The 18,843-nt window shown below is 70.9% G+C and carries 17 protein-coding genes; 9 read left to right on the top strand and 8 right to left on the bottom strand.

What is annotated here, in order from left to right:
• The first annotated feature begins 10 nt into the window (after positions 1–10).
• The gene (locus tag DB32_RS18550; protein WP_053233796.1) at positions 11–1,330 is read left to right on the top strand and encodes a sigma 54-interacting transcriptional regulator; all 1,320 of its coding nucleotides are present in this window, start codon (positions 11–13) and stop codon (positions 1,328–1,330) included.
• A gap of 98 nt (positions 1,331–1,428) precedes the next feature.
• On the opposite strand, the gene DB32_RS18555 is transcribed toward DB32_RS18550, so the two are convergent.
• The gene (locus DB32_RS18555) at positions 1,429–2,544 is read right to left on the bottom strand and encodes a serine/threonine-protein kinase (RefSeq protein WP_053233797.1); all 1,116 of its coding nucleotides are present in this window, start codon (positions 2,542–2,544) and stop codon (positions 1,429–1,431) included.
• Positions 2,545–3,510 carry a diacylglycerol/lipid kinase family protein gene (locus tag DB32_RS18560; RefSeq protein WP_053233798.1) on the bottom strand — a complete coding sequence of 322 codons (966 nt, stop codon included), beginning with the start codon at positions 3,508–3,510 and terminating at the stop codon, positions 2,545–2,547. It abuts the gene before it with no gap.
• Between the two features lie 56 nt (positions 3,511–3,566).
• Between DB32_RS18560 and DB32_RS18565 the strand changes: the two genes are divergently transcribed.
• Positions 3,567–4,346, top strand: a complete 780-nt coding sequence (locus DB32_RS18565) for a crotonase/enoyl-CoA hydratase family protein (protein WP_053233799.1) — start codon at positions 3,567–3,569, stop codon at positions 4,344–4,346.
• Here DB32_RS18565 and DB32_RS18570 read toward each other — a convergent pair.
• Positions 4,333–5,295 (bottom strand): SDR family oxidoreductase, encoded by a 963-nt coding sequence (locus DB32_RS18570; protein WP_053233800.1) that lies wholly within the window; start codon positions 5,293–5,295, stop codon positions 4,333–4,335. The two genes, DB32_RS18565 and DB32_RS18570, sit on opposite strands and share 14 nt — an antisense overlap.
• Positions 5,296–5,720: 425 nt before the next feature.
• Here DB32_RS18570 and DB32_RS18575 point away from each other — a divergent pair, with 425 nt between their 5' ends.
• The 4 genes from DB32_RS18575 to DB32_RS18590 all read left to right on the top strand — a co-directional run bounded on the left by DB32_RS18575 (position 5,721) and on the right by DB32_RS18590 (position 12,788).
• Entirely contained in the window at positions 5,721–8,048 is a 2,328-nt protein-coding gene (locus DB32_RS18575) for a DNA gyrase/topoisomerase IV subunit A (protein ID WP_053233801.1), read from the top strand.
• Positions 8,048–10,006, top strand: a complete 1,959-nt coding sequence (locus DB32_RS18580; RefSeq protein WP_053233802.1) for a DNA gyrase/topoisomerase IV subunit B — start codon at positions 8,048–8,050, stop codon at positions 10,004–10,006. Before DB32_RS18575 ends, DB32_RS18580 begins: the two co-directional genes overlap by 1 nt.
• A gap of 254 nt (positions 10,007–10,260) precedes the next feature.
• Positions 10,261–11,538, top strand: coding sequence for an OmpA family protein (locus DB32_RS18585; RefSeq protein ID WP_053233803.1), 1,278 nt, complete (start codon positions 10,261–10,263; stop codon positions 11,536–11,538).
• Complete coding sequence (locus DB32_RS18590; RefSeq protein ID WP_157069164.1) at positions 11,535–12,788, top strand: hypothetical protein; 1,254 nt, start codon at positions 11,535–11,537, stop codon at positions 12,786–12,788. The genes DB32_RS18585 and DB32_RS18590 overlap by 4 nt, the downstream gene beginning before the upstream one ends.
• 4 nt (positions 12,789–12,792) lie before the next feature.
• On the opposite strand, the gene DB32_RS18595 is transcribed toward DB32_RS18590, so the two are convergent.
• The 3 genes from DB32_RS18595 to DB32_RS18605 form a co-directional block, all read right to left on the bottom strand.
• On the bottom strand, positions 12,793–13,323 hold the full coding sequence (locus DB32_RS18595) for an EF-hand domain-containing protein (RefSeq protein WP_157069165.1): 531 nt from the start codon (positions 13,321–13,323) through the stop codon (positions 12,793–12,795).
• An 11-nt stretch (positions 13,324–13,334) separates the two neighbouring features.
• Entirely contained in the window at positions 13,335–14,036 is a 702-nt protein-coding gene (locus tag DB32_RS18600; protein WP_053233806.1) for an SDR family NAD(P)-dependent oxidoreductase, read from the bottom strand.
• Positions 14,037–14,310: 274 nt separating this feature from the next.
• Positions 14,311–14,832, bottom strand: a complete 522-nt coding sequence (locus DB32_RS18605) for a hypothetical protein (RefSeq protein WP_053233807.1) — start codon at positions 14,830–14,832, stop codon at positions 14,311–14,313.
• Between the two features lie 114 nt (positions 14,833–14,946).
• Between DB32_RS18605 and DB32_RS18610 the strand changes: the two genes are divergently transcribed.
• From DB32_RS18610 to DB32_RS18620, 3 genes are all read left to right on the top strand, one after another.
• Positions 14,947–16,110 carry a ParA family protein gene (locus DB32_RS18610; protein ID WP_075097552.1) on the top strand — a complete coding sequence of 388 codons (1,164 nt, stop codon included), beginning with the start codon at positions 14,947–14,949 and terminating at the stop codon, positions 16,108–16,110.
• 13 nt (positions 16,111–16,123) lie between these two features.
• The gene (locus DB32_RS18615) at positions 16,124–16,471 is read left to right on the top strand and encodes a hypothetical protein (protein WP_053233808.1); all 348 of its coding nucleotides are present in this window, start codon (positions 16,124–16,126) and stop codon (positions 16,469–16,471) included.
• Positions 16,472–16,643: 172 nt separating this feature from the next.
• Complete coding sequence (locus DB32_RS18620; protein ID WP_053233809.1) at positions 16,644–17,792, top strand: alpha/beta hydrolase; 1,149 nt, start codon at positions 16,644–16,646, stop codon at positions 17,790–17,792.
• Here DB32_RS18620 and lspA read toward each other — a convergent pair.
• Positions 17,762–18,292, bottom strand: coding sequence for a signal peptidase II (gene lspA / locus DB32_RS18625; RefSeq protein WP_075097553.1), 531 nt, complete (start codon positions 18,290–18,292; stop codon positions 17,762–17,764). The genes DB32_RS18620 and lspA overlap by 31 nt on opposite strands.
• Positions 18,293–18,311: 19 nt before the next feature.
• Positions 18,312–18,836 (bottom strand): hypothetical protein, encoded by a 525-nt coding sequence (locus DB32_RS18630; RefSeq protein ID WP_053233811.1) that lies wholly within the window; start codon positions 18,834–18,836, stop codon positions 18,312–18,314.
• Positions 18,837–18,843 lie beyond the last annotated feature (7 nt).

Consider the following 18,843-nt stretch of genomic DNA (forward strand, 5'->3'; position numbering starts at 1 on the left):
CGAGGGACACGTGTTCGAGGACGACGGCACCGTTCGTGCGCCGCGCAAGCCGCCGCGACGCGTTCGCACCCTTCGCGCCCGCGTCGTGCGCGGGCCCGACGCAGGCGCGGAGACGAGCTGCGATGCGGGCGCGACGCTCGCGATCGGCACCAGCGAGGGCAACGAGCTCCGGCTGCGCGATCCCACGGTGAGCCGCTACCACGTCGAGCTCGCGGCGCTGCCCGAGGGGATCCGGGTGCGCGATCTCGCGAGCTCGAACGGCACGATCGCGGGCGCGGTGCGCATCGAGAGCGCGATCGTCGCGTCGGGCACCGAGCTCCGCCTCGGCGACACCGTCATCGCCGTCGACGACGGCGCCGAGCGCGAGGTCGTCGCGCGCGATCTCGATCCTGCCGCGATCCCCGGCGTGGTCGCCGAGAGCGCCGCGATGAAAGCGATCGTGCGCGCGCTGCATCGCATCGCGCCGACGAGCGCGTCGGTCCTGCTGCTCGGCGAGACCGGCACCGGAAAAGAAGTGATCGCGCGCGCGATCCACGCGCTCTCTCCGCGGCGCGATCGCGAGCTCGTCGTCGTCGACTGCGGCTCGATGGCGCCGACCTTGATCGCGTCGGAGCTCTTCGGGCACGAGCGCGGCGCGTTCACCGGCGCGGACCGCCGTCACGTGGGCGCCTTCGAGCGCGCGGACGGAGGCACCGTGTTCCTCGACGAGATCGGCGAGCTACCCGCGGAGCTCCAGCCCGCGCTGCTCGGCGTGCTCGAGCGACGCCGGTTCCGCCGCGTCGGTGGAGAGCGCGAGATCGCGGTCGACGTGCGCGTCGTCGCCGCGACGCATCGCGACCTGCGCGAGGCCACGAACGCCGGATCGTTCCGCGCCGATCTCTACTTCCGCCTCGCCGCCGCGCGGCTCGTGCTGCCTCCGCTGCGCGATCGCACCGAGGACGTCGAGCCGCTCGCCCGTCACTTCGCGGCGCAGCTCACCGGCGATCCCGCCGCGGTGCCGTTCGACGCGAGGAGCCTCGACGCGCTGCGACGCCATCCGTTCGCCGGCAACGTGCGCGAGCTGCGCAACGTCGTGGAGAGCGCGCTCGCGTTCGGCGAGCTGCAGCTCGACGAGGCCGCGCCGCGCGCCGCGAGCTCGAGCCCCGCGATGCAGGTCGACGTCGACCGCAGCTACCGCGAGGCGCGCGCGGCCGCGCTCGACGCATTCGAGCGCGCGTACCTCGGCGCGCTGATCACCGCGTCGCGCAACAACGCGAGCGAGGCCGCGCGCCGCGCGAAGATGGATCGCGCGTACCTCCTCGAGCTGCTCAAGAAGCACGGCCTGCGCTGATCACTGTCCGACGACCAGCGCTGAGCTCGTGACCTGAGCGCGACTGCTGTGACGTTCGAGCATCGAAGATGCTCGATCCAAAGTCGCAGCAGACGAGCTCAGCGCGCGAGCAGCGCGCCCGCGATCACGCCCACGATCAGGCCCGCGACGACGATCGCGTAGGTCGCCCAGGGCGTGCTCGCGCGCTTCTTCTTCGCGCGCACGATCGGCGCCGGCGCGGTGCGCGAGATCGTCATCCGATCGAGCGCCTTCGTGCTCACCGGGCCCGGGCTCGTGCGCGCGTCGACCGGCAGCTCGTCGGACGCGCGCGCGAGCTCCTCGCCGACCAGCGCCTCGAGCATCGCCGCGATCTCCGGCGCGCCGATCGCCGCACATTCCGGCGTGCTCGCGCGCAGCGCGTCGCGCAGGGCGCGCGCGCTCGTGATCCGTCGCGACGGATCTTCGGCGAGCGCCTCGCGCACCACCGCGTCGAGCGTCTCGCTCACCTCGGGCGCGTGGCGGCTCGGCGGATCGATCGCGGGCCGCCCCGACGACAGCGCATCGTGACCGCCCGTGAAGAGCGCCTCGCACGTCAGCATCTCCCAGAGCAGCACGCCGAGCGCGTACACGTCCGCGCGCGCATCGACCGCATCGCGACGCAGCTGCTCGGGCGCCGCGTAGCGCAGCTTCCCGAGCACGTGGCCCATCGTCGACTCGTGCTCGCGCACGCGCGCGCTCGCGATGCCGAAGTCGATCAGCTTCACGTGCCCGCTCGCGGCGACGAGCACGTTGCTCGGGCTCACGTCGCGATGGACCAGCCCGAGCCAGCGTCCCTCCGCGTCGTGCGCCTGGTGCGCGGCCTCGAGCCCCTCCGCGATCCACGCCGCGATCGCGACCGCGACCTCGGGCCTCATCCGTCGATCGCGCGCACGCAGCCGATCCATCACGCGCCCCAGCGTCACGCCGTGCACGTGCTCCATCACGAGGTGCAGCTCGCCCTCGTGCTCGACGAGATCCTCCACGCGCACGACCGCGGGATGCGCGATCGCCGACGACAGTCGCGCCTCGTCGACGAACCGCCGGATCATCGCGGGATCGTCCGAGAGGTGCTCGTGCACGCGCTTCATCGCGACGAGCCGGGCGAAGCCCCGCGCGCCGATCCGTCGCGCGAGCACCAGGCTCGCCATGCCGCCGCTGCGCAGCGGCGCGATCACCTCGTAGGGCCCGATGCGCATTCAGATCCGCGCGATGCGCACCACCGGCCCGCGACGCACCTCGAGCCGCCGCAGCCCTTCGTAGATCTCGCCGTCGATCACCGGGCGCAGCGGCTCGTCGCCGATCACCTCGATCACCATCTCGCGCCCGCGCACGTCCTTCATCTCCGGCGCCCGGATCGCGCCGCCGCGCACGAGCTGCGGCACGTTCGCGACGATCTGCGCGGGCGAGATCGCGCCCGCCTGGAAGTGCAGCGCCCCCAGCTCGCGCGCGAGCGGGAACACGCGGAACACACCGCCGAGGTTCACGTCGAACGCGCCCGCGTGGATCGCGCCGTGGGTCGTCGTCGCGACCTCCTCGCCGTCGATCCACACCCGCGCGCGATGCGGTCGGAACACGTCCCGCGCGTACTCGCCGCCGCGCGCCAGCGACGCGATCGTGCGCGCGACCACCTTCACGATCGTCCCCGCGCCCGGCTCGCGATCCGCGTAGTACTTGTCGAAGAAGCGCTGCCCCACGCCGCCCGCCGCGAGCGCGAACCCGATGCGCTGGAACGGCGTGCCCCCGACGTGCACGCCGCGCAGCTCGAGCGAGCCCACCTCGACCGTCTCGAGCGCGCCGCGATCCATCGCGCGCACCAGCCGCGCGATCAGCGTCTCCGCGCGCCCGTGAACGCCCGCCTTGCGCGCCACGAAGTCGATCGTCCCGCCGTTCGTCGGCAGCACGATCGGCAGCGCGCGCTTGCTGCGCGCCACGATCGGCAGCGCCGCGTTGAGCGCCCAGTGCAGCGCGCCGTCGCCGCCGTCCGACACCAGGCACGCGAGGTCGTCGTCGAGGATGCGCTCGAGCAGCGGCGCGATCGCCTCGGTCGCGCTCGTGACGTGCACCTCGCCGCGCTCGCCCAGGATCTCACGCAGCCGCGCGACGCGATCACGCCCGCGGTTCTTGCGCGAATTCGGGTTCAGGACGACGTGGATGCGCCGCATCGAGCCCGCGGAGTGTAGTCGTTGATCCCGGCCGCGCGCTCGCGTACCTCACCGACATGGCAGAGCGCATCCGCTACGAGACGAAGAGCCACGTCGCCCGCATCGCCCTCGATCGCGCGAGCAAACGCAACGCGTTCGACCTGCTCATGCTGCGCGAGCTCGCCGAGGCGTACACGACGTTCGAGGACGATCCCGACGCGCGCTGCGCGATCGTGCACGCGAACGGCGATCACTTCACCGCAGGCCTCGATCTCGCCGAGGTCGGTCCCGCCGTCGCGAGCGGCGCCGCGCTCTTCCCCGACGGCTGCGTCGATCCGCTCGGCCTCCGCGGCCGAGTGCGCACCAAGCCCGTCGTGATCGCGATCCAGGGCTACTGCCTCACGATCGGCATCGAGCTCGCGCTCGCGTGCGACGTCGGCATCGCCGCGAGCGACGTGAAGTGCGGTCAGATCGAGATCAAGCGCGGCATCTTCCCGTTCGGCGGCGCGACGATTCGTCTCCCTGCGCGCGCCGGGTGGGGCAACGCGATGCGCTGGCTCCTGACCGGCGACACCTTCGACGCGAACGAAGCGCTCCGCCTCGGTCTCGTGCAGGAGGTCGTCGCGCCGGGACAGCAGACCGAGCGCGCGATCACGATCGCCGAGACCATCGCGAAGCAGGCGCCGCTCGGCGTGTACGCGACGCTCGAGAGCGCGCGCATCGCCGAGCACGAGGGCGAGCCCGCCGCGGCGCGCGCGCTGCTCGATCAGGCGCGCAAGCTGATGGCGACCGACGACGCGCGCGAAGGGCTCATGTCCTTCGTCGAGCGGCGCGAAGGCCGCTTCACTGGCCGCTGACCTTCGGCCAGTCGGGGTACACGGTCGCGAACATCCCGCCGTTCACCTCGGCGTAGACGGCCTCGCCGCACGGGCTCGCGGGGCCGTACTTCGACGCGAAGTGCGCGCCCCAGTCGGGGCGCGTGCCGTCGACGTCACGCACGTCGTACTCGCGCGCGAGCGTCCACGACGCGTACACGCGGCCCGAGCGTGCCTTCACGCTCGGATCCGCCGCGAGCGCGGCGATGCAGCGCCCCACGAACATCGGCGTCTCCGACACCGCGAAGTCCGGCTCCTTCGCGATCGCGTCGCGCCAGTTCGCCTCCGTCACCCCGAAATTCTCGAGCATCGCCTCGCTGCGCAGGAACCCCGGCGTCACCGCGACCGTCGCGATGCCGGTGCGACGCAGCTCGTACCCCATGCCCATCGCGAGCCGGACCACGCTCGTCTTCACCAGGTCGTAGACGAGGTTCCCGCGGTACGACAGCGAGTCTCCGTCGGTCACCTCGACGATCAGCCCGCGGCTCGCGCGCAGCATCAGCGGCGCGCCGTGCCGTGACGTGATCACGTGCGACCACACCGCCTGCTCGATCAGCCCCGCGCTCTTCGCGAGGTCGAGCTCCCAGAACGCCTTGCCGAAGTCGATCTTCGCGTCGCCGCCCCACACGTCGTTCACGAGCACGTCGAGCCGCCCCGACTCGCGCTCCACGCGCTCGAAGAGCGCGCGCACCTCGTCCTCGCGCGTGTGATCGACCCGCACCGCGATCCCGCGCCCGCCCGCTGCGGTCACGCGCTCCGCGGTCTCGTCGATCGTCTCGCTGCGCCCCGCCGTCGCGATCGCCCCGCGCACGCTGCGCCCCGTGCAGTAGACGGTCGCGCCGCGCTCGCCGAGCGCCACCGCGATCCCGCGCCCCGCGCCCCGCGTCGCGCCCGCGACCACCGCGATGCTTCCTTCGAGATCCCGCTGCATCGGCGTCCTCCTCGCGGGCCATGTTGCGCGTGCGCGTGACAGCGTGCCGTCAGCGAAGCGCTTCCGACGCGCCCGAAGTGCTTCCGACGCGCCCCGCCGGCCGATCCAGCCCGCGTCGGAACCTCCTGGAGCGCGTCGGAAGCTCCCGGAGCGCGTCGGAAGCTCCCGGAGCGCGTCGGAAGCTCTCGAAACACGTCATCGACGGCCCGCGGGGCGCGTCGGAAGCCTCCTGGCCGCGTCGCAACGTCCCGAGCCGGTTCCTTGCGTCGTCGCCGAAAACCCTGCTATGAGCGCCCGTCCGGGCCTGAACGCAGGTCCAGGAGCGCGTGGCTCGAATGACGCAACCGCGCAATCAGCTCTCGCTGTTCGACTCGCCGCCCGGAGCTCCACAAGCGCCCGGTCGGCCCCCGCCTCCCCCATCGAATATGCAGATCCAGGACGCATCCCTCTCCGAGGAGACCCAGAAGCGCTATCTCAATTACGCGCTCTCGGTCGTCACCTCTCGCGCGCTCCCCGACGTGCGCGACGGCCTCAAGCCCGTTCAGCGCCGCATCCTCTACGGCATGCATCGCGGCGGCGTGCGCGCCGACGGTCGCTACGTGAAGTGCGCGCGCGTCGTCGGCGAGGTGATGGGTAAGTACCACCCGCACGGCGACAGCTCGATCTACGACGCGCTCGTGCGCATGGCGCAGCCGTTCACGCTGCGCGTGCCGCTCGTCGACGGGCAGGGCAACTTCGGCAACGCCGACGGCGATGGCGCCGCCGCGATGCGCTACACGGAGTGCAAGCTCTCGCGCGCCGCGGGCGAGCTCCTGAACGAGCTCGACAAGGACACCGTCGACTTCCGGCCGAACTACGACGGCGTCGAGGAAGAGCCGGTCGTGCTCCCGGCGCGCTTCCCGAACCTGCTGGTCAACGGCAGCTCGGGCATCGCGGTCGGCATGGCGACCTCGATCCCGCCGCACAACCTCGGCGAGGTGATCGACGCGACGATCGCCGTGATCGACGAGCCCGACCTCGCGGTGAAGGGGATCCTGAAGTTCATCAAGGGCCCCGACTTCCCGACCGGCGGCCAGGTGATCTCGACCAAGCGCGAGCTCGAGGACGTCTACACGACGGGCCAGGGCTCGGTGAAGGTCCGCGGCACCTGGAAGCTCGAAGAGCCGGCGAAGGGCAACCCGCAGATCATCATCACGTCGATCCCGTACGCGGTGGAGCGCAAGACCGTCGTCGAGAAGATCGCCGAGGTCATCATCGCGAAGAAGCTGCCGGTGCTGCTCGACGTGCGCGACGAGTCGACCGACGAGACGCGCGTCGTCTGCGAGATCAAGAAGGGCACCGATCCGCAGCTCGTGATGGCGTACCTCTTCAAGCACACGCCGCTGTCGACGAACGTGCAGGTGAACCTGACGTGCCTCGTGCCGGTGAAGGGCGCGAGCGGCGAGGTGCCTGCGCCGGAGCGCCTCGATCTGAAGGCGATGCTCCGGCACTTCCTCGACTTCCGCATGCAGGTCGTGGTGCGCCGGCTCGGGTACGACCTGAAGGTCGTCCAGCGCCGCATCCACATCCTCGAGGGCTTCGTCACGATCTTCGACGCGCTCGACGAGACGATCCGCATCATCCGCAAGAGCCAGAACAAGGCGGACGCGGCCGAGAAGCTGATGAAGCGCTTCGAGCTGAGCGCGGAGCAGGTCGACGCGATCCTCGAGCTGCGCCTCTATCGACTGGCCCAGCTCGAGATCAACATCATCCGCGAGGAGCTCGAGGAGAAGCGCAAGGAGGCGAAGCGCCTCCAGCAGCTGCTCTCGAGCGAGGCCGCGCGCTGGAAGCTGATCCGCGCCGAGCTCCTCGAGCTGAAGACGACGTACGCCGATCGCCGCGCGACGAAGATCGTCGGTGACGCGAACGAGCCCGAGTACGACGCCGAGGCGTTCATCATCGAAGAGGACGCGTTCGTGCTGCTCAGCCAGCAGGGCTGGGTGAAGCGCCAGGGCAGCGTGAAGGACCTCGCGAGCACGCGCGTGCGAGAGGGCGACGCGGTGCAGGACGTCGTCTTCGGGAGCACGAAGGCGAGCGTCGCGTTCTTCTCGAACTTCGGCGCGTGTTACGTGTGCCGCATCGTCGACGTGCAGGCGACGACCGGCTACGGCAACCCGGTGCAGACGATGTTCAAGCTCGCCGACGGCGAGCGCATCGTGAAGATGCTGAGCTTCGATCCGCGCCAGCTCGACGTGCCGCCGGAGATCGAGAACGCGCCCGAGCCGCAGCCGCCGTACGCGCTCGCGGTGACGAAGGGCGGCATGTGCATGCGCTTCTCGCTGCGCGCGCATCGCGAGCCGAGCACGCGCGCGGGCCGCAAGTACGTGCGCCTCACGCCGGACTTCCCGAAGGGTGGTGACGAGGTCGTCTACGTCGACGTGTGCCGCGGCGACGAGAAGCTCGCGTGCGCGACCGCCGAGGGCCACGCGCTGGTGTGCATGGCCGACGAGGTGCCGATCCTCGCGGGCGCGGGCAAGGGCGTGAAGCTGATCAAGATCGACGATCCCAACGACGCGGTGCTCGGCGCGCGCCTGATGAAGGACTCGCACGCGCCGCTCGTGCTCGAGCACGAGAACGGCAAGACGTACGAGATCACGGTGTGGACGCACCTCGTGGCGCGCGGCAACAAGGGCAGCGAGCTCTTCAAGCGCGGCCGCGCCGTCCGCGTGCATCCCGTCGAGCCGACGGTCCCGAGCCTCGAGGAGAAGGGTTGATGGCGAGCCCGAACGTGAACGGCAAGGCCGCGAGCGTGCGCCCTCCGAAGGGCGGCGACTACACCGCGACGGACCTCGAGGTCCTCGAGGGGCTCGAGCCGGTGCGCAAGCGCCCCGCGATGTACATCGGGGACACTGCGAAGACCGGCTATCACCACCTGCTCTGGGAGATCCTCGACAACTCGGTCGACGAGGCGATCAACGGCCACGCCGATCGCATCGAGGTCGTGCTCGACGCGGATCACAAGGGCGTGTCGGTCACGGACAACGGGCGCGGCATCCCGCTCGAGGTGCACCCGAAGTTCAAGAAGACCGGCCTCGAGATCGTCCTCACGATCCTCCACGCGGGCGGCAAGTTCGAAGGCAAGAACTACCGCGTCTCGGGCGGTCTCCACGGCGTCGGCGCGAGCGTCGTGAACGCGCTCTCGGAGAACCTGATCGCCTACGTGCGCAAGGGCGGCGAGGAGTTCCAGCAGACGTTCGAGCGCGGCGCGCCGACGAGCAAGCTCAAGAAGAACGGCAAGACGAGCAAGCGCGGCACGCAGATCCACTTCCGCCCGGACCCGCAGATCTTCGGCAAGCAGACGTTCGACCTCGAGGTGATCAAGCAGCGCCTCGAGGCCAAGAGCTATCTGCACAAGGGCCTGCACGTCACGCTCAAGGACGAGAAGTCCCACGAGCGCTGGGAGTTCCACCACCCGGGCGGCATCGTCGAGTACCTCGGCAAGCTCGTCGCGGAGCGCGGCCAGAAGGCGATCCAGCCCGCGCCGTTCACGCTGGAGCGCGAGGACGAGCCGCGGCTCGAGCTCGCGCTGACGTGGACCGAGTCGCCCGACGAGAAGATCCTGACGTTCGCCAACGGCATCCCGACGGGGAACGGCGGCACGCACGAGGCGGGCACCAAGAGCGCGCTGAACAAGGCGATCCGCGCGTTCATGGCGGCGAAGAAGATCGAGCCGAAGGGCGTGACGATCACCGCCGAGGACATCCGCGAGGGCGTGGTCGCGCTCGTCAGCGTCTACGTCGCGGAGCCGCAGTTCCAGGGGCAGACCAAGGACCGCCTCAACAACCCCGAGGTCGCGGGCCAGGTCGAGGGCGTGGTGCGCACCGCGCTCGAGCAGTGGCTGCTCCACAACTCGTCGGTCGCGGAGAACATCGTCGCACGCATCGTGCTCGCGGCTCGCGCTCGCGAGGCATCGCGCGCGGCGTCGCAGCAGGTCTCGCGCAAGACCGCGGTGAGCCACCGGCTCAACCTGCCGGGCAAGCTCGCGGACTGCTCGAGCACCGACCCGGGCACGAGCGAGCTGTTCCTCGTCGAGGGCGACTCCGCAGGCGGCTCGGCGAAGGCGGGACGCGACCGCAAGACGCAGGCGATCCTCCCGCTGCGCGGCAAGGTGCTCAACGCGGAGCGCGCCAACAACGCGGCCGTGATGGGCAACAAGGAGCTGCAGGACATCGTGTCCGCGCTCGGCTGCGGGCTCGGCAAGGACTTCGACGCGGGGAAGCTCCGCTACGGCAAGATCTTCCTGCTGATGGATGCCGACAGCGACGGGCACCACATCGCGACGCTCTTGCTGACGTTCTTCTACCGGATGCTGCCGGGCCTCATCCGGGGCGGGCACGTCTACATCGCGCAGCCGCCGCTCTACAAGATCACCGCGGGCAAGGAGACGCACTGGGCGCTCGACGACGCGGACAAGGAGCGCATCCTCGCGACGCTGCCGAAGAACGTCAAACCGGTGATCAACCGGTTCAAGGGCCTCGGCGAGATGAACCCGGATCAGCTGAAGGTCACGACGCTCGATCCGAAGAAGCGCCGCGCGCTGCGCGTGATCATCGACGAAGAGCTCGAGACCGATCGCGTGCTGAACGAGCTGATGGGCCGCGACGCGTCGCAGCGCTTCCGCTTCATCATGGAGCGCGCTCCGAAGGCGGACTCGGAAGCGCTCGACGTCTGACGCACGCGCGCTCGAGATTCCACCGCAGGGGGCCACGGAGCGCCGCAGAGGTCGGGAGAGACACTCTCTCTCTTCTGCGGTTCTCTGCGATCTCTGCGGTGAATCCCCCCGCTCGGAGCGCGCGGCGCTGTTTCTAGTGTCAACGGAACGTCGCGCTGTACGCGAACTTCTTCTTCCGTCGCATCGCGCGATTCCGATACGATGAACGGGTGACTTGCCCTCCGCGGCGGCGCGCCGCGCGCTGCTCGTCTCTCGTGCTCCTCGCGATCGCGCTCGTCGCGTCGCTAGCGCGGACGGCGCGCGCCGACGAGCCCGTGTTGCTCGGCGTCGAGGGCGGCGTGACGATCCCGCTCGCGTCGCCGCAGAGCGAGCGCTTCGGGCCGGGAGGCACGCTCGCTCTCGCGCTGCACACGCCGGTGAACGAGTGGCTGATCCCCACGTTCCGGCTGCGAGGGCTGTTGCTCTCGGACGGTCCGCCGCCGGCGGACACGTCGCTCCGCGATCCCGGCGTCGGCGCTGCCTACGCGCTCACGATCGGCCTGCGGCTGCGCCCCGAAGGATGGTTCTCGTCGGACCTCCAGCGCGCGCGCGGCGCGTGGATCGAGATCGACGCGGGCGGCGTGCTCACCGGCGACATCGTGCGCCCCGGGTTCGAGGTCGGGCTCGGCTGGGACTTCGAGATCGACGACGTGCGCCTCGGCCCGCTCGCGCGCTTCCAGCACGTGATGCACTTCGACGATCCGCTCGACGATCGTCCGGCGTACCTGCTCACCGTCGGCATGGAGTGGGTCTTCTTCGATCGACGCGTGCCGCCTCCGCCGCCCGAGGTCCCGCCGCGCGGTGATCGCGATCGCGACGGTCTCTACGACGACGAGGACGGCTGCCCCGACGAGCCCGAGGACGACGACGACTTCGAGGACGAAGACGGCTGCCCCGAGCTCGACAACGATCGCGACGGCTTCCCCGACGCGAGCGACCCGTGCCCGATCGAGCCCGAGGATCTCGACGGCTTCGAGGACGAGGGCTGTCCCGAGCTCGACAACGATCGCGACGGGTTCCTCGATCCGCGCGACGCGTGCCCCAACGAGGCCGAGGTGGTCAACGGCGTCGACGACGACGACGGCTGCCCCGACGAGGGCCTCATCCAGATGATCGACGATCGCATCGTGCTCGAGGAGACGGTGCTCTTCGACTTCCAGCGCGCGCGCGTGAAGCACTCGGCGCAGCCGGTGCTCGCCGCGATCGTCGAGCTCTACAGGCAGCACCCCGAGTGGATGCGCGTGCGCGTCGAGGGCCACGCCGACACGCGCGGCGACGCCGAGTACAACCAGGAGCTCAGCGAGCGTCGCGCCGAGCACGTGCGCGACGAGCTCGTGGAGCTCGGGATGCCGAGCGAGATCATCGAGGTCGTCGGCTACGGCACGCAGCGACCGCGCGACACCCGCGACACCGAGGAAGCGCACGCGCGCAACCGTCGCGTGGAGTTCGTCGTGGTCGCGCGCAGCGGGCCGCCGGAAGGAGAGACGCCGTGATGCGTGCGGGTCTGGTCATCGCGCTGCTCGCGACGCTGATCGGGTGCGACGCGATCGTCGGCGCGGAGTGCGCGGACGGGCTCGTGCGCTGCGGCGATCGCTGCACGACCGAGCTCGAGTGCGCCGCGGGGATGGACGCGGGCGGCATGGACGCCGGCGTGCGCGATGCGGGCGACGCGGGCGACGACGAGCTCGACGCCGAGGTCCCGATCGACGGCGATGCGGGCCGCCGGATCCCGGAGGGCGGCACGCAGGAGCGCGACTCCGCGATCGACGGCGCGATGGAGGACGGCGCGGTCGAGGACGGCGCGGTCGACGACGCATCGACGGGCGACGGCTCGATGGGCGACGGCGGCGGCCCGATGGGCTGCGACCTCGGCGAGATCGAGTGCGACGGCATGTGCGTCGACGGCCGCACCGACCCGATCCACTGCGGTGGCTGCGACATCGTGTGCGAGGCCGGCGAGGTCTGCGCCGACGGCGTGTGCACCGCGACGTGCGACGCGCCGCTCGTGCGCTGCGGCGCGCGCTGCATCGACGTGTCGAGCGATCCCGACAACTGCGGCGGCTGCGGCGTCGTCTGTGCGTCGGGCATCTGCATCGACGGCGAGTGCTCCGACGCGCTCGCGGGCCACGTCGTCGCGATCGGCCACGACTACGTCTCGAGCCGCTCGGGCATGCGCCGCCTCGCCGGCAACGCCGTGTTCCTCGCGCGAGGCAGCCCGGCGCGCGTGGTCGTGTTCGAGGGCGGCTCGACGCGCGCGTCGCGCCTCGGCACCGACGCGGCGATCCAGCTCGTCGCGAACAACATCGGGCGCACGTGGGATCGCATCGTCGTCGAGCACCCCGCCGAGGTGCCGTACGAGCTCGCCGACGCCGACGCGTTCGTGATCTACGCGCAGAGCACGTCGACGGACGCGGAGCTGCGCGAGTGGGGCGCCGCTTGGAGCCGCGCGCTCGAGTCGTTCGTGCGGCGCGGTCGCGTCGTCGTGATGTTCGAGACGCAGAGCGACACGAACGCGGGCACCTGGCAGATCCTCGACGCGGCCGGGCTCTTCGCGTGCACCGGGCGCACCGCGACGACGAGCCCGACGATCATGGTCGTCGAGCCCTCCGACGCGGTCGCGCTGCGCGTGCCGCTGACCTACGCGTACGAGCGCGAGACCGTGCGCTTCGAGACGACGCAGCCGACCGTCGTGTGCAGCGACGGCACCGGGCCCGTGGTCGTCCACCGCACGATCGTTCCCTGAGCCTTCACGCGCGCGTCAGGCGACCATCGGCCTCGAGGCGCGCGACGAGCGCCTCGGGGTCGCGCACGCCCTCGAAGAACGCGTCGCGCTCCTTCGCGTCGAGCCGGTGATCGTCGTTGGCGTCGAGCGCGCGCAGCACGCGTCGCAGCGTCTCGAGCTCGGCGCGGCTCACCTGATGCGCGGGCGGGACGAGCCGCGCGAAGTGCTCGATCGCTTCCGCACAGCGCGTCATCTCGTCCTCGTCGAGGCGCCCGTTCGCATCGAGATCGAGGTAGTCGAGGATCTTGTTGAGCGTCTCGAGCGCATCCGCGTCGACGTGGCGCAGCGGCGCGAGCAGGCGACGCGCGAGCACGCGATCACCCGCGTGGAGCTCGTGGCGCGCGCCGCCGCCGAAGCGGCCGAGCACTCCTGCGAGCTGGCGCTGGCCGCGATCGTCGAGCGCCGCGATCTGCTCGGCGAGCGCCGGCGCTTCGTCCTTCGTCGCCTCGAGGAACGGCGCGACGAGCTGGAGGGGAGGGGCGTTCTTCGTGGTCATGTCCATCGCTCCTAGGCGCGCCCGTAGACCGGGATCAACGCCCCGCTCGTGGTGCGGTTGCGCGGCGACGCGAGGAACACGATCGTCTCCGCGACGTCCTCGACGCTCGGCCACTGCGTGAAGTCGGCGCTCGGCATCGCGGCGCGGTTCACGGGCGTGTCCAGCGTGGACGGAACCACGGCGTTCACCCAGATGCCCTCGGGTCGGAGCTCCTCCGCGAGCGACTGCGTGAGCGCTGCGACCGCGCCCTTCGCGGCTGCGTACGCCGACACGTTCGCGCTGGGCACGAGCGCGGGCTTCGCGGCGACGTTCACCAGGCGACCTCCGCGTCCGTCCTGCTCGCGCATGCGCTTCACCGCTTCGCGGCAGCACAGGTAGCTGCTGATCGCGTTCGAGCTCAGCAGACGGCGCAGCGTCGTGGGCGTGGTCTCGACGATGCCGCCGCCCGAGAACGACCCGGCGAGCTGGATCGACGCCCAGATCGACGGCGCGTGCGCGTAGAAGCGCTCGACCTGCACCTCGTCGCTGAGATCGAACCCGACGCGCACCGACACGCGCGGGTCCGACGCGAGCGCGAAGCGCTGCGCCTCCGCCTCGTCGAACGCAGGCACGTGCACGCGCGCGCCGAGCTCGACCAGCCGTCGCGTCACTGCGGTCCCGAGCGCGCCTGCGCCGCCCGTCACGATCACGTGGAGCCCTTCGAGCTCGAGCATCGATCCTCCTTGGGGGCGGAACCCTACCGAATTCGACCCGTCGAGGAGAGCAGGAAGAAGAGGAGCACCACGTCGCCAGCTCCGCGCTCGAGCGCGGAGAAAAGAGAGACGATCGTCTTCGTGGTCGGCGGGTCGGAAGGCGGCGGCGGTGCCGAATCAGCGGCGGATCCGGCGCTGCGGGCGTCTGCGGTGCCGAATCAGCGGCCGATCCGGGACCGCGCAGACGCGCGCGGAGCGCGTGCTGTCGCGGGGTTGGCGACGGCGTCGCGCGGTCTCACCGCGAGGGCTCGTAGACCACGGAGATCGCCCAGCCGGGCGCGAGACCGCACGGCGATGGCGCGTGTCGCACGAGCGCGATCCGACCGCCCTCGATCTCCCACTCGTAGTACGCACCGCGGCGTACGCGCGTCGGCGCGCCGTAGCTCGCTTCGAGCTCGCGTCGCGCGGTGTCGAGCGCGCCGCGCGCGTCCGCCGCATCGGAGCCGCTGCGGGTCTCGCCGATGACCGCGAGCCGTTCGGGATCTCCGCGGAGATCGAGATCGATCGACCACTCGCGCAGCGGCGGCGTGCAGAACGCGGAGCGAGCGCGCGGCAGCCCGTGCGCCGGGTCGGCGGCCATCACGTCGGTCGCGTGCCACTCGCCCGCGCACGCTGCGTGTGCCTCGTCGACATTCATGCCGAAGCGGAAGCCGTGCAGCTCGGTCGGGAAGCTCGCGGTGTGCGGCGTCGCGATCCGGGTCGACGAGGCGCCGCAGCTCGCGATGAGCGGTGCGAGGACAATCCAGAGACCGCGCATGTCGAGAGTCTCGCACGCGGGCTCGTCACTTTTTTGATTTCTCGCGCGCGTTCCGGCATCCGGGTGCGAGGCGCACGAACGGGTCGCGCGCCGCCACCTCGAGGAGAGACGCGCGTGGTCGACACACCGCTCTCGACGTGCTCCGTGTGCGAGCGCTCGTTCCAGGTCCGCTTCCGCTACCAGGTGCGCGAGGAGCACGGGACCTTCCACTACTTCTGCTCGCAGGGCTGTCAGCAGGCGAGCCTCGGCTACTCGTCCGTGGGTACCACCGCGACGAGCGCCGCTGGCGCAGGCGCCGATGCTTCAGGCTGCAAGTGCGACGTGTGCGGGAAGGGCTTCACGCTCGAGTACCCGTTCCAGGTGCAGGTGAAGGACGGCGCACCGACGCACTTCTGCACGATGGAGTGCCGCAACGCGGCGCGCGCCGGCGTGCTGCGCGTGAACCGCGCGGGCGCGCCCGTCGCGAGCGGACCGCGACGCATCGCGGTGTTCAACCACAAGGGCGGCACCGGCAAGACGACGACGGCGGTGAACCTCGCGGCCGGTCTCGCCGCCGCGGGCAACAAGGTCCTGCTCGTCGACGCCGACGGTCAGGGCAACGTCGGCGCGTCGCTCGGCATCCGCGGCGAGAAGACGCTCTATCACGTGCTCGTCCACGGCGTGAACGCGATGGACGCCGCGGTGCCCGTCGACGATCGCCTGCACGTGTTGACCTCCAACGAGCTGCTCGCGGCCGCCGAGCTCCACCTCGCGACGCGCCCCAATCGTGATCGCGTGATGCGCGAGCGCCTCGGGGATCGCGTCACGGGCTACGACGTCGTCGTGCTCGACTGCGCGCCCGCGCTCTCGCTGATGAACCAGAACGCGCTCGTCTACGCGGACAGCATCCTCGTGCCGGTCTCGTGCGACTACCTCTCGCTCGTCGGCGTGAAGCAGGTGCTGCGCACGCTCAAGCACGTGCGTGAGCTGCTCAAGCACGACGTCGCGCTGCTCGGCGTGCTCCCGACGTTCTACGACGTGCGCAACAAGATCGCGCGCGACTCGGTCTCGGCGCTCCAGGATCACTTCGGCGAGCGCTGCCTGCCGCCGATCCGCGTGAACACCAAGCTGCGCGAGGCGCCGAGCGCCAAGCAGACGATCTTCGAGTACGCGCCCGACAGCCACGGCGCGCTCGACTACTCGGTCCTCGTCGAGCACGTGCGACGCCTCCGCGGCGACACGCGCCTGCTCGACCGCCACGAGGGGCACACCGGCGAGGTCGCCCTGGCCGCCAGCTGAAGGAGTCGTGACGATGGCAGCCGATCCTCACGCGCGCGCCGTGCGCGAGCTGTTCGACGACGGAGAAGTGCGCGAGGTCCTGCGCGAGACGTTCTATCGCGCCGAGACGCCGTCCCGGACGGTCGCGAAGACCACGCCCGAGGCCGAGCCGAGCAGCGGCAAGCGCAAGCGCGTCCAGAAGCCGAAGCCCGACCACTACGAGATCATCTGCATCTCGATGTACAAGGAAGACCTCGCGCGCCTCGACGAGAAGGTCGCCGCGCTCAAGGCGCGCGGCCACCGCCGCATGACGCGCAGCGCGCTGATCCGCTGGGCGCTCGATCAGATCGAGAACCTCGAGACGGTGCCGCGCGGGATCTGATCGCGGAGCGGAGCACGCGGTGCGCCGAGGCGCGCGCCGCGCTCCGCTCGACCTCGCGGTGATCGCTCCGAGAATCCGCCGAAAACAGGGCCGGCGCCTCGCGGCACCACGCGCGCGACGAGGGCACGCGACCTGCTGAGCGCGACACGCGCGCGCTCGCGCAGGAGGCCCTTTGAACGACGTCGCCGCGTGCTTCGCCCGCTTCGCTCCGGTCTGTGCGCTCCTCCTCGCGGCATGCGTCGGTGATCTCGGAGGCGACCTCCCGCGCGCGGAGGACGCCGCGACACCCGCGCCTCCACGCGATGCCGGTGCGCCGAGCGATGCAGCGACGATCGACGCGTTCGTCCCCGACGAAGATGCCTCGACGCCGACGATCGACGCCGGCCCGCCGCCGCCGACCGTGATGGATCCCGGCACCGAGGGCGACGGCGACTTCACGATCGGCCCGAGCTACGCCGACGCGCCCGAGATGCGCGTCCCCGACGACGCGCCGCGCGGCCGCGTGTACCGCTTCTCGATGCAGTCGGAGGACAGCGAGATCTATCCCGGCGTCACCGGTCGCTACACGCGCGATCTCTGGATCTACGTCCCGCGCCAGTACGTGAACGGCACCGACGCGCCGTTCATGGTGATCCAGGACGGCGGCGGCTACGTCGCCGACGTCACCGCCGCCCTCGACACGCTGATCCATCAGGGCCGACTCCCGCACGTCGTCGGCATCTTCATCAATCCGGGCCCGGGCGACGGCCCGGGGAGCGAGCGAGGCCTCGAGTACGATCGCGTGTCCGATCACTACACGCGCTTCATCGAGACCGAGGTCCTGCCGCTGATCCCGATGCGCCCCGACATCCGCGCGGACTACCCGGATCTACGCCTCACGAGCGACCCCGAAGGTCGCGCGACGATGGGCGGCAGCTCGGGCGGCGCGTGCGCCTTCACGATGGCGTGGTTCCATCCCGAGCTCTATCGACGCGTGCTCACGTACTCGGGCACGTTCGTCGCGCAGCACCGCGACGACGAGCACCCGCGCGGCGCGTGGGAGTACCACGAGCACATGATCCGCGACGAAGCGGTGAAGCCGATCCGCGTGTTCCTGCAGGTCGGCGAGAACGATCTGCGTTTCGGGAGCGACGGACTGCACGACTGGATGGACGCGAACCGCCGCATGTCCGACGTGCTCGAGGAGCGTGGCTACCACTACCGCTTCCTCTGGTCGGAGGACGCGGGGCACGTCGATCGACGCGTGGTGCGGCAGACGCTCCCCGAGACGCTGCTCTGGCTGTGGCGCGGCTATCCGATCCCCGGCGTGCCCGCCGACTGATGTGCGCGCGCGGCGCGCCACCCATCGAGGATCAGCAGCGCGGCGCCGACCGCGACGAGCACGTCGGCGACGTTGAACGCGGGCCAGCTGCCGCCCCACGGATAGTGGATCTCGACGAAGTCGACGACGCCCGAGCGCGTGATGCGATCGAGCCCGTTGCCGATCGCTCCGCCCGCGACGAGGCCGAGCGCGAGCGCGCGCATGCGGCTCTCGGGCGAGCGGATCGCCATCACGAAGAGCGCGATCGCCACGACCAGCGCGAGCCCGCCGAGCACCGCGCGCGCCGCGCCGAGATCGCGCACGACGCTGAACGCCGTGCCCTCGTTGAAGCGCAGCGTGAGGTCGACGTGCGGCGCGATCAGCGAGAGCGTCTGCCCGGGCACGTCGCGGAGCGTCTCCTCGGCCCAGTGCTTCGTCGTCAGATCGCAGCCACTGCCGAGCGCGGCCGTGACGAGGAAGAGCGCACCGGCGATCACACGGGCGCGAACGGACTGTGTCATGCCGCGAGTATGTCGCAGCTCATTCGTCCGCGGAGCCGCCGACGTGGATCTCGGGCTCGGTCAGATCGGCGCGCAGCTCGCTGCTGCTCGTCATCGGCGAGCGCTCGCGCGACGACGGCAGATCGCGCGCGGTCGAGCGCAGCGGGTCCTCGCTCGAGGGAAGCGTGCGCTGCGTCGAGATCCGGTGATCGACCGTGGTGTCGAGGTTCGGCGCAGCGAGCTTCGGATCGCCCAGCTCACCGCGGAACATCGAGTACATGTCCGGCGCCTGGATGCCGATCCACGCGCTCGCCTCGACGAAGTCGAGCACCAGCGCGTCGCTGATGGTCGAGCCCGTCTCGAGCATGTCCTTCACCGCGCGGTGCAGCTGCACGTAGTGATCGAGCCGCCGCGGGAACTCGCCGCGCGGGAGCTTCTGGACCATGTGCTTGCCGAACTTGACGAACGCGCCCTCGGGACGTTCGCCGAAGCGCTTGGAGAAGCGATCGAGGTAACCGGAGTAAGCGGCTTCGTAGTCGATCTCGTGCAGCTCGAGGTCGGACACGAGTGCG

Source organism: Sandaracinus amylolyticus (genome assembly GCF_000737325.1).
In the GTDB taxonomy this organism is placed as follows: Bacteria; Myxococcota_A; Polyangia; order Polyangiales; family Sandaracinaceae; genus Sandaracinus; species Sandaracinus amylolyticus.

Bases quoted from the DNA above. Each gene is read 5' to 3' on its own strand.
- DB32_RS18555 (WP_053233797.1), bottom strand. From the start codon at position 2,544: ATGCGCATCGGGCCCTACGAGGTGATCGCGCCGCTGCGCAGCGGCGGC.
- DB32_RS18560 (WP_053233798.1), bottom strand. From the start codon at position 3,510: ATGCGGCGCATCCACGTCGTCCTGAACCCGAATTCGCGCAAGAACCGC.
- DB32_RS18565 (WP_053233799.1), top strand. From the start codon at position 3,567: ATGGCAGAGCGCATCCGCTACGAGACGAAGAGCCACGTCGCCCGCATC.
- DB32_RS18570 (WP_053233800.1), bottom strand. From the start codon at position 5,295: ATGCAGCGGGATCTCGAAGGAAGCATCGCGGTGGTCGCGGGCGCGACG.
- DB32_RS18575 (WP_053233801.1), top strand. From the start codon at position 5,721: ATGCAGATCCAGGACGCATCCCTCTCCGAGGAGACCCAGAAGCGCTAT.
- DB32_RS18580 (WP_053233802.1), top strand. From the start codon at position 8,048: ATGGCGAGCCCGAACGTGAACGGCAAGGCCGCGAGCGTGCGCCCTCCG.
- DB32_RS18595 (WP_157069165.1), bottom strand. From the start codon at position 13,323: ATGACCACGAAGAACGCCCCTCCCCTCCAGCTCGTCGCGCCGTTCCTC.
- DB32_RS18600 (WP_053233806.1), bottom strand. From the start codon at position 14,036: ATGCTCGAGCTCGAAGGGCTCCACGTGATCGTGACGGGCGGCGCAGGC.
- DB32_RS18605 (WP_053233807.1), bottom strand. From the start codon at position 14,832: ATGCGCGGTCTCTGGATTGTCCTCGCACCGCTCATCGCGAGCTGCGGC.
- DB32_RS18615 (WP_053233808.1), top strand. From the start codon at position 16,124: ATGGCAGCCGATCCTCACGCGCGCGCCGTGCGCGAGCTGTTCGACGAC.
- lspA (WP_075097553.1), bottom strand. From the start codon at position 18,292: ATGACACAGTCCGTTCGCGCCCGTGTGATCGCCGGTGCGCTCTTCCTC.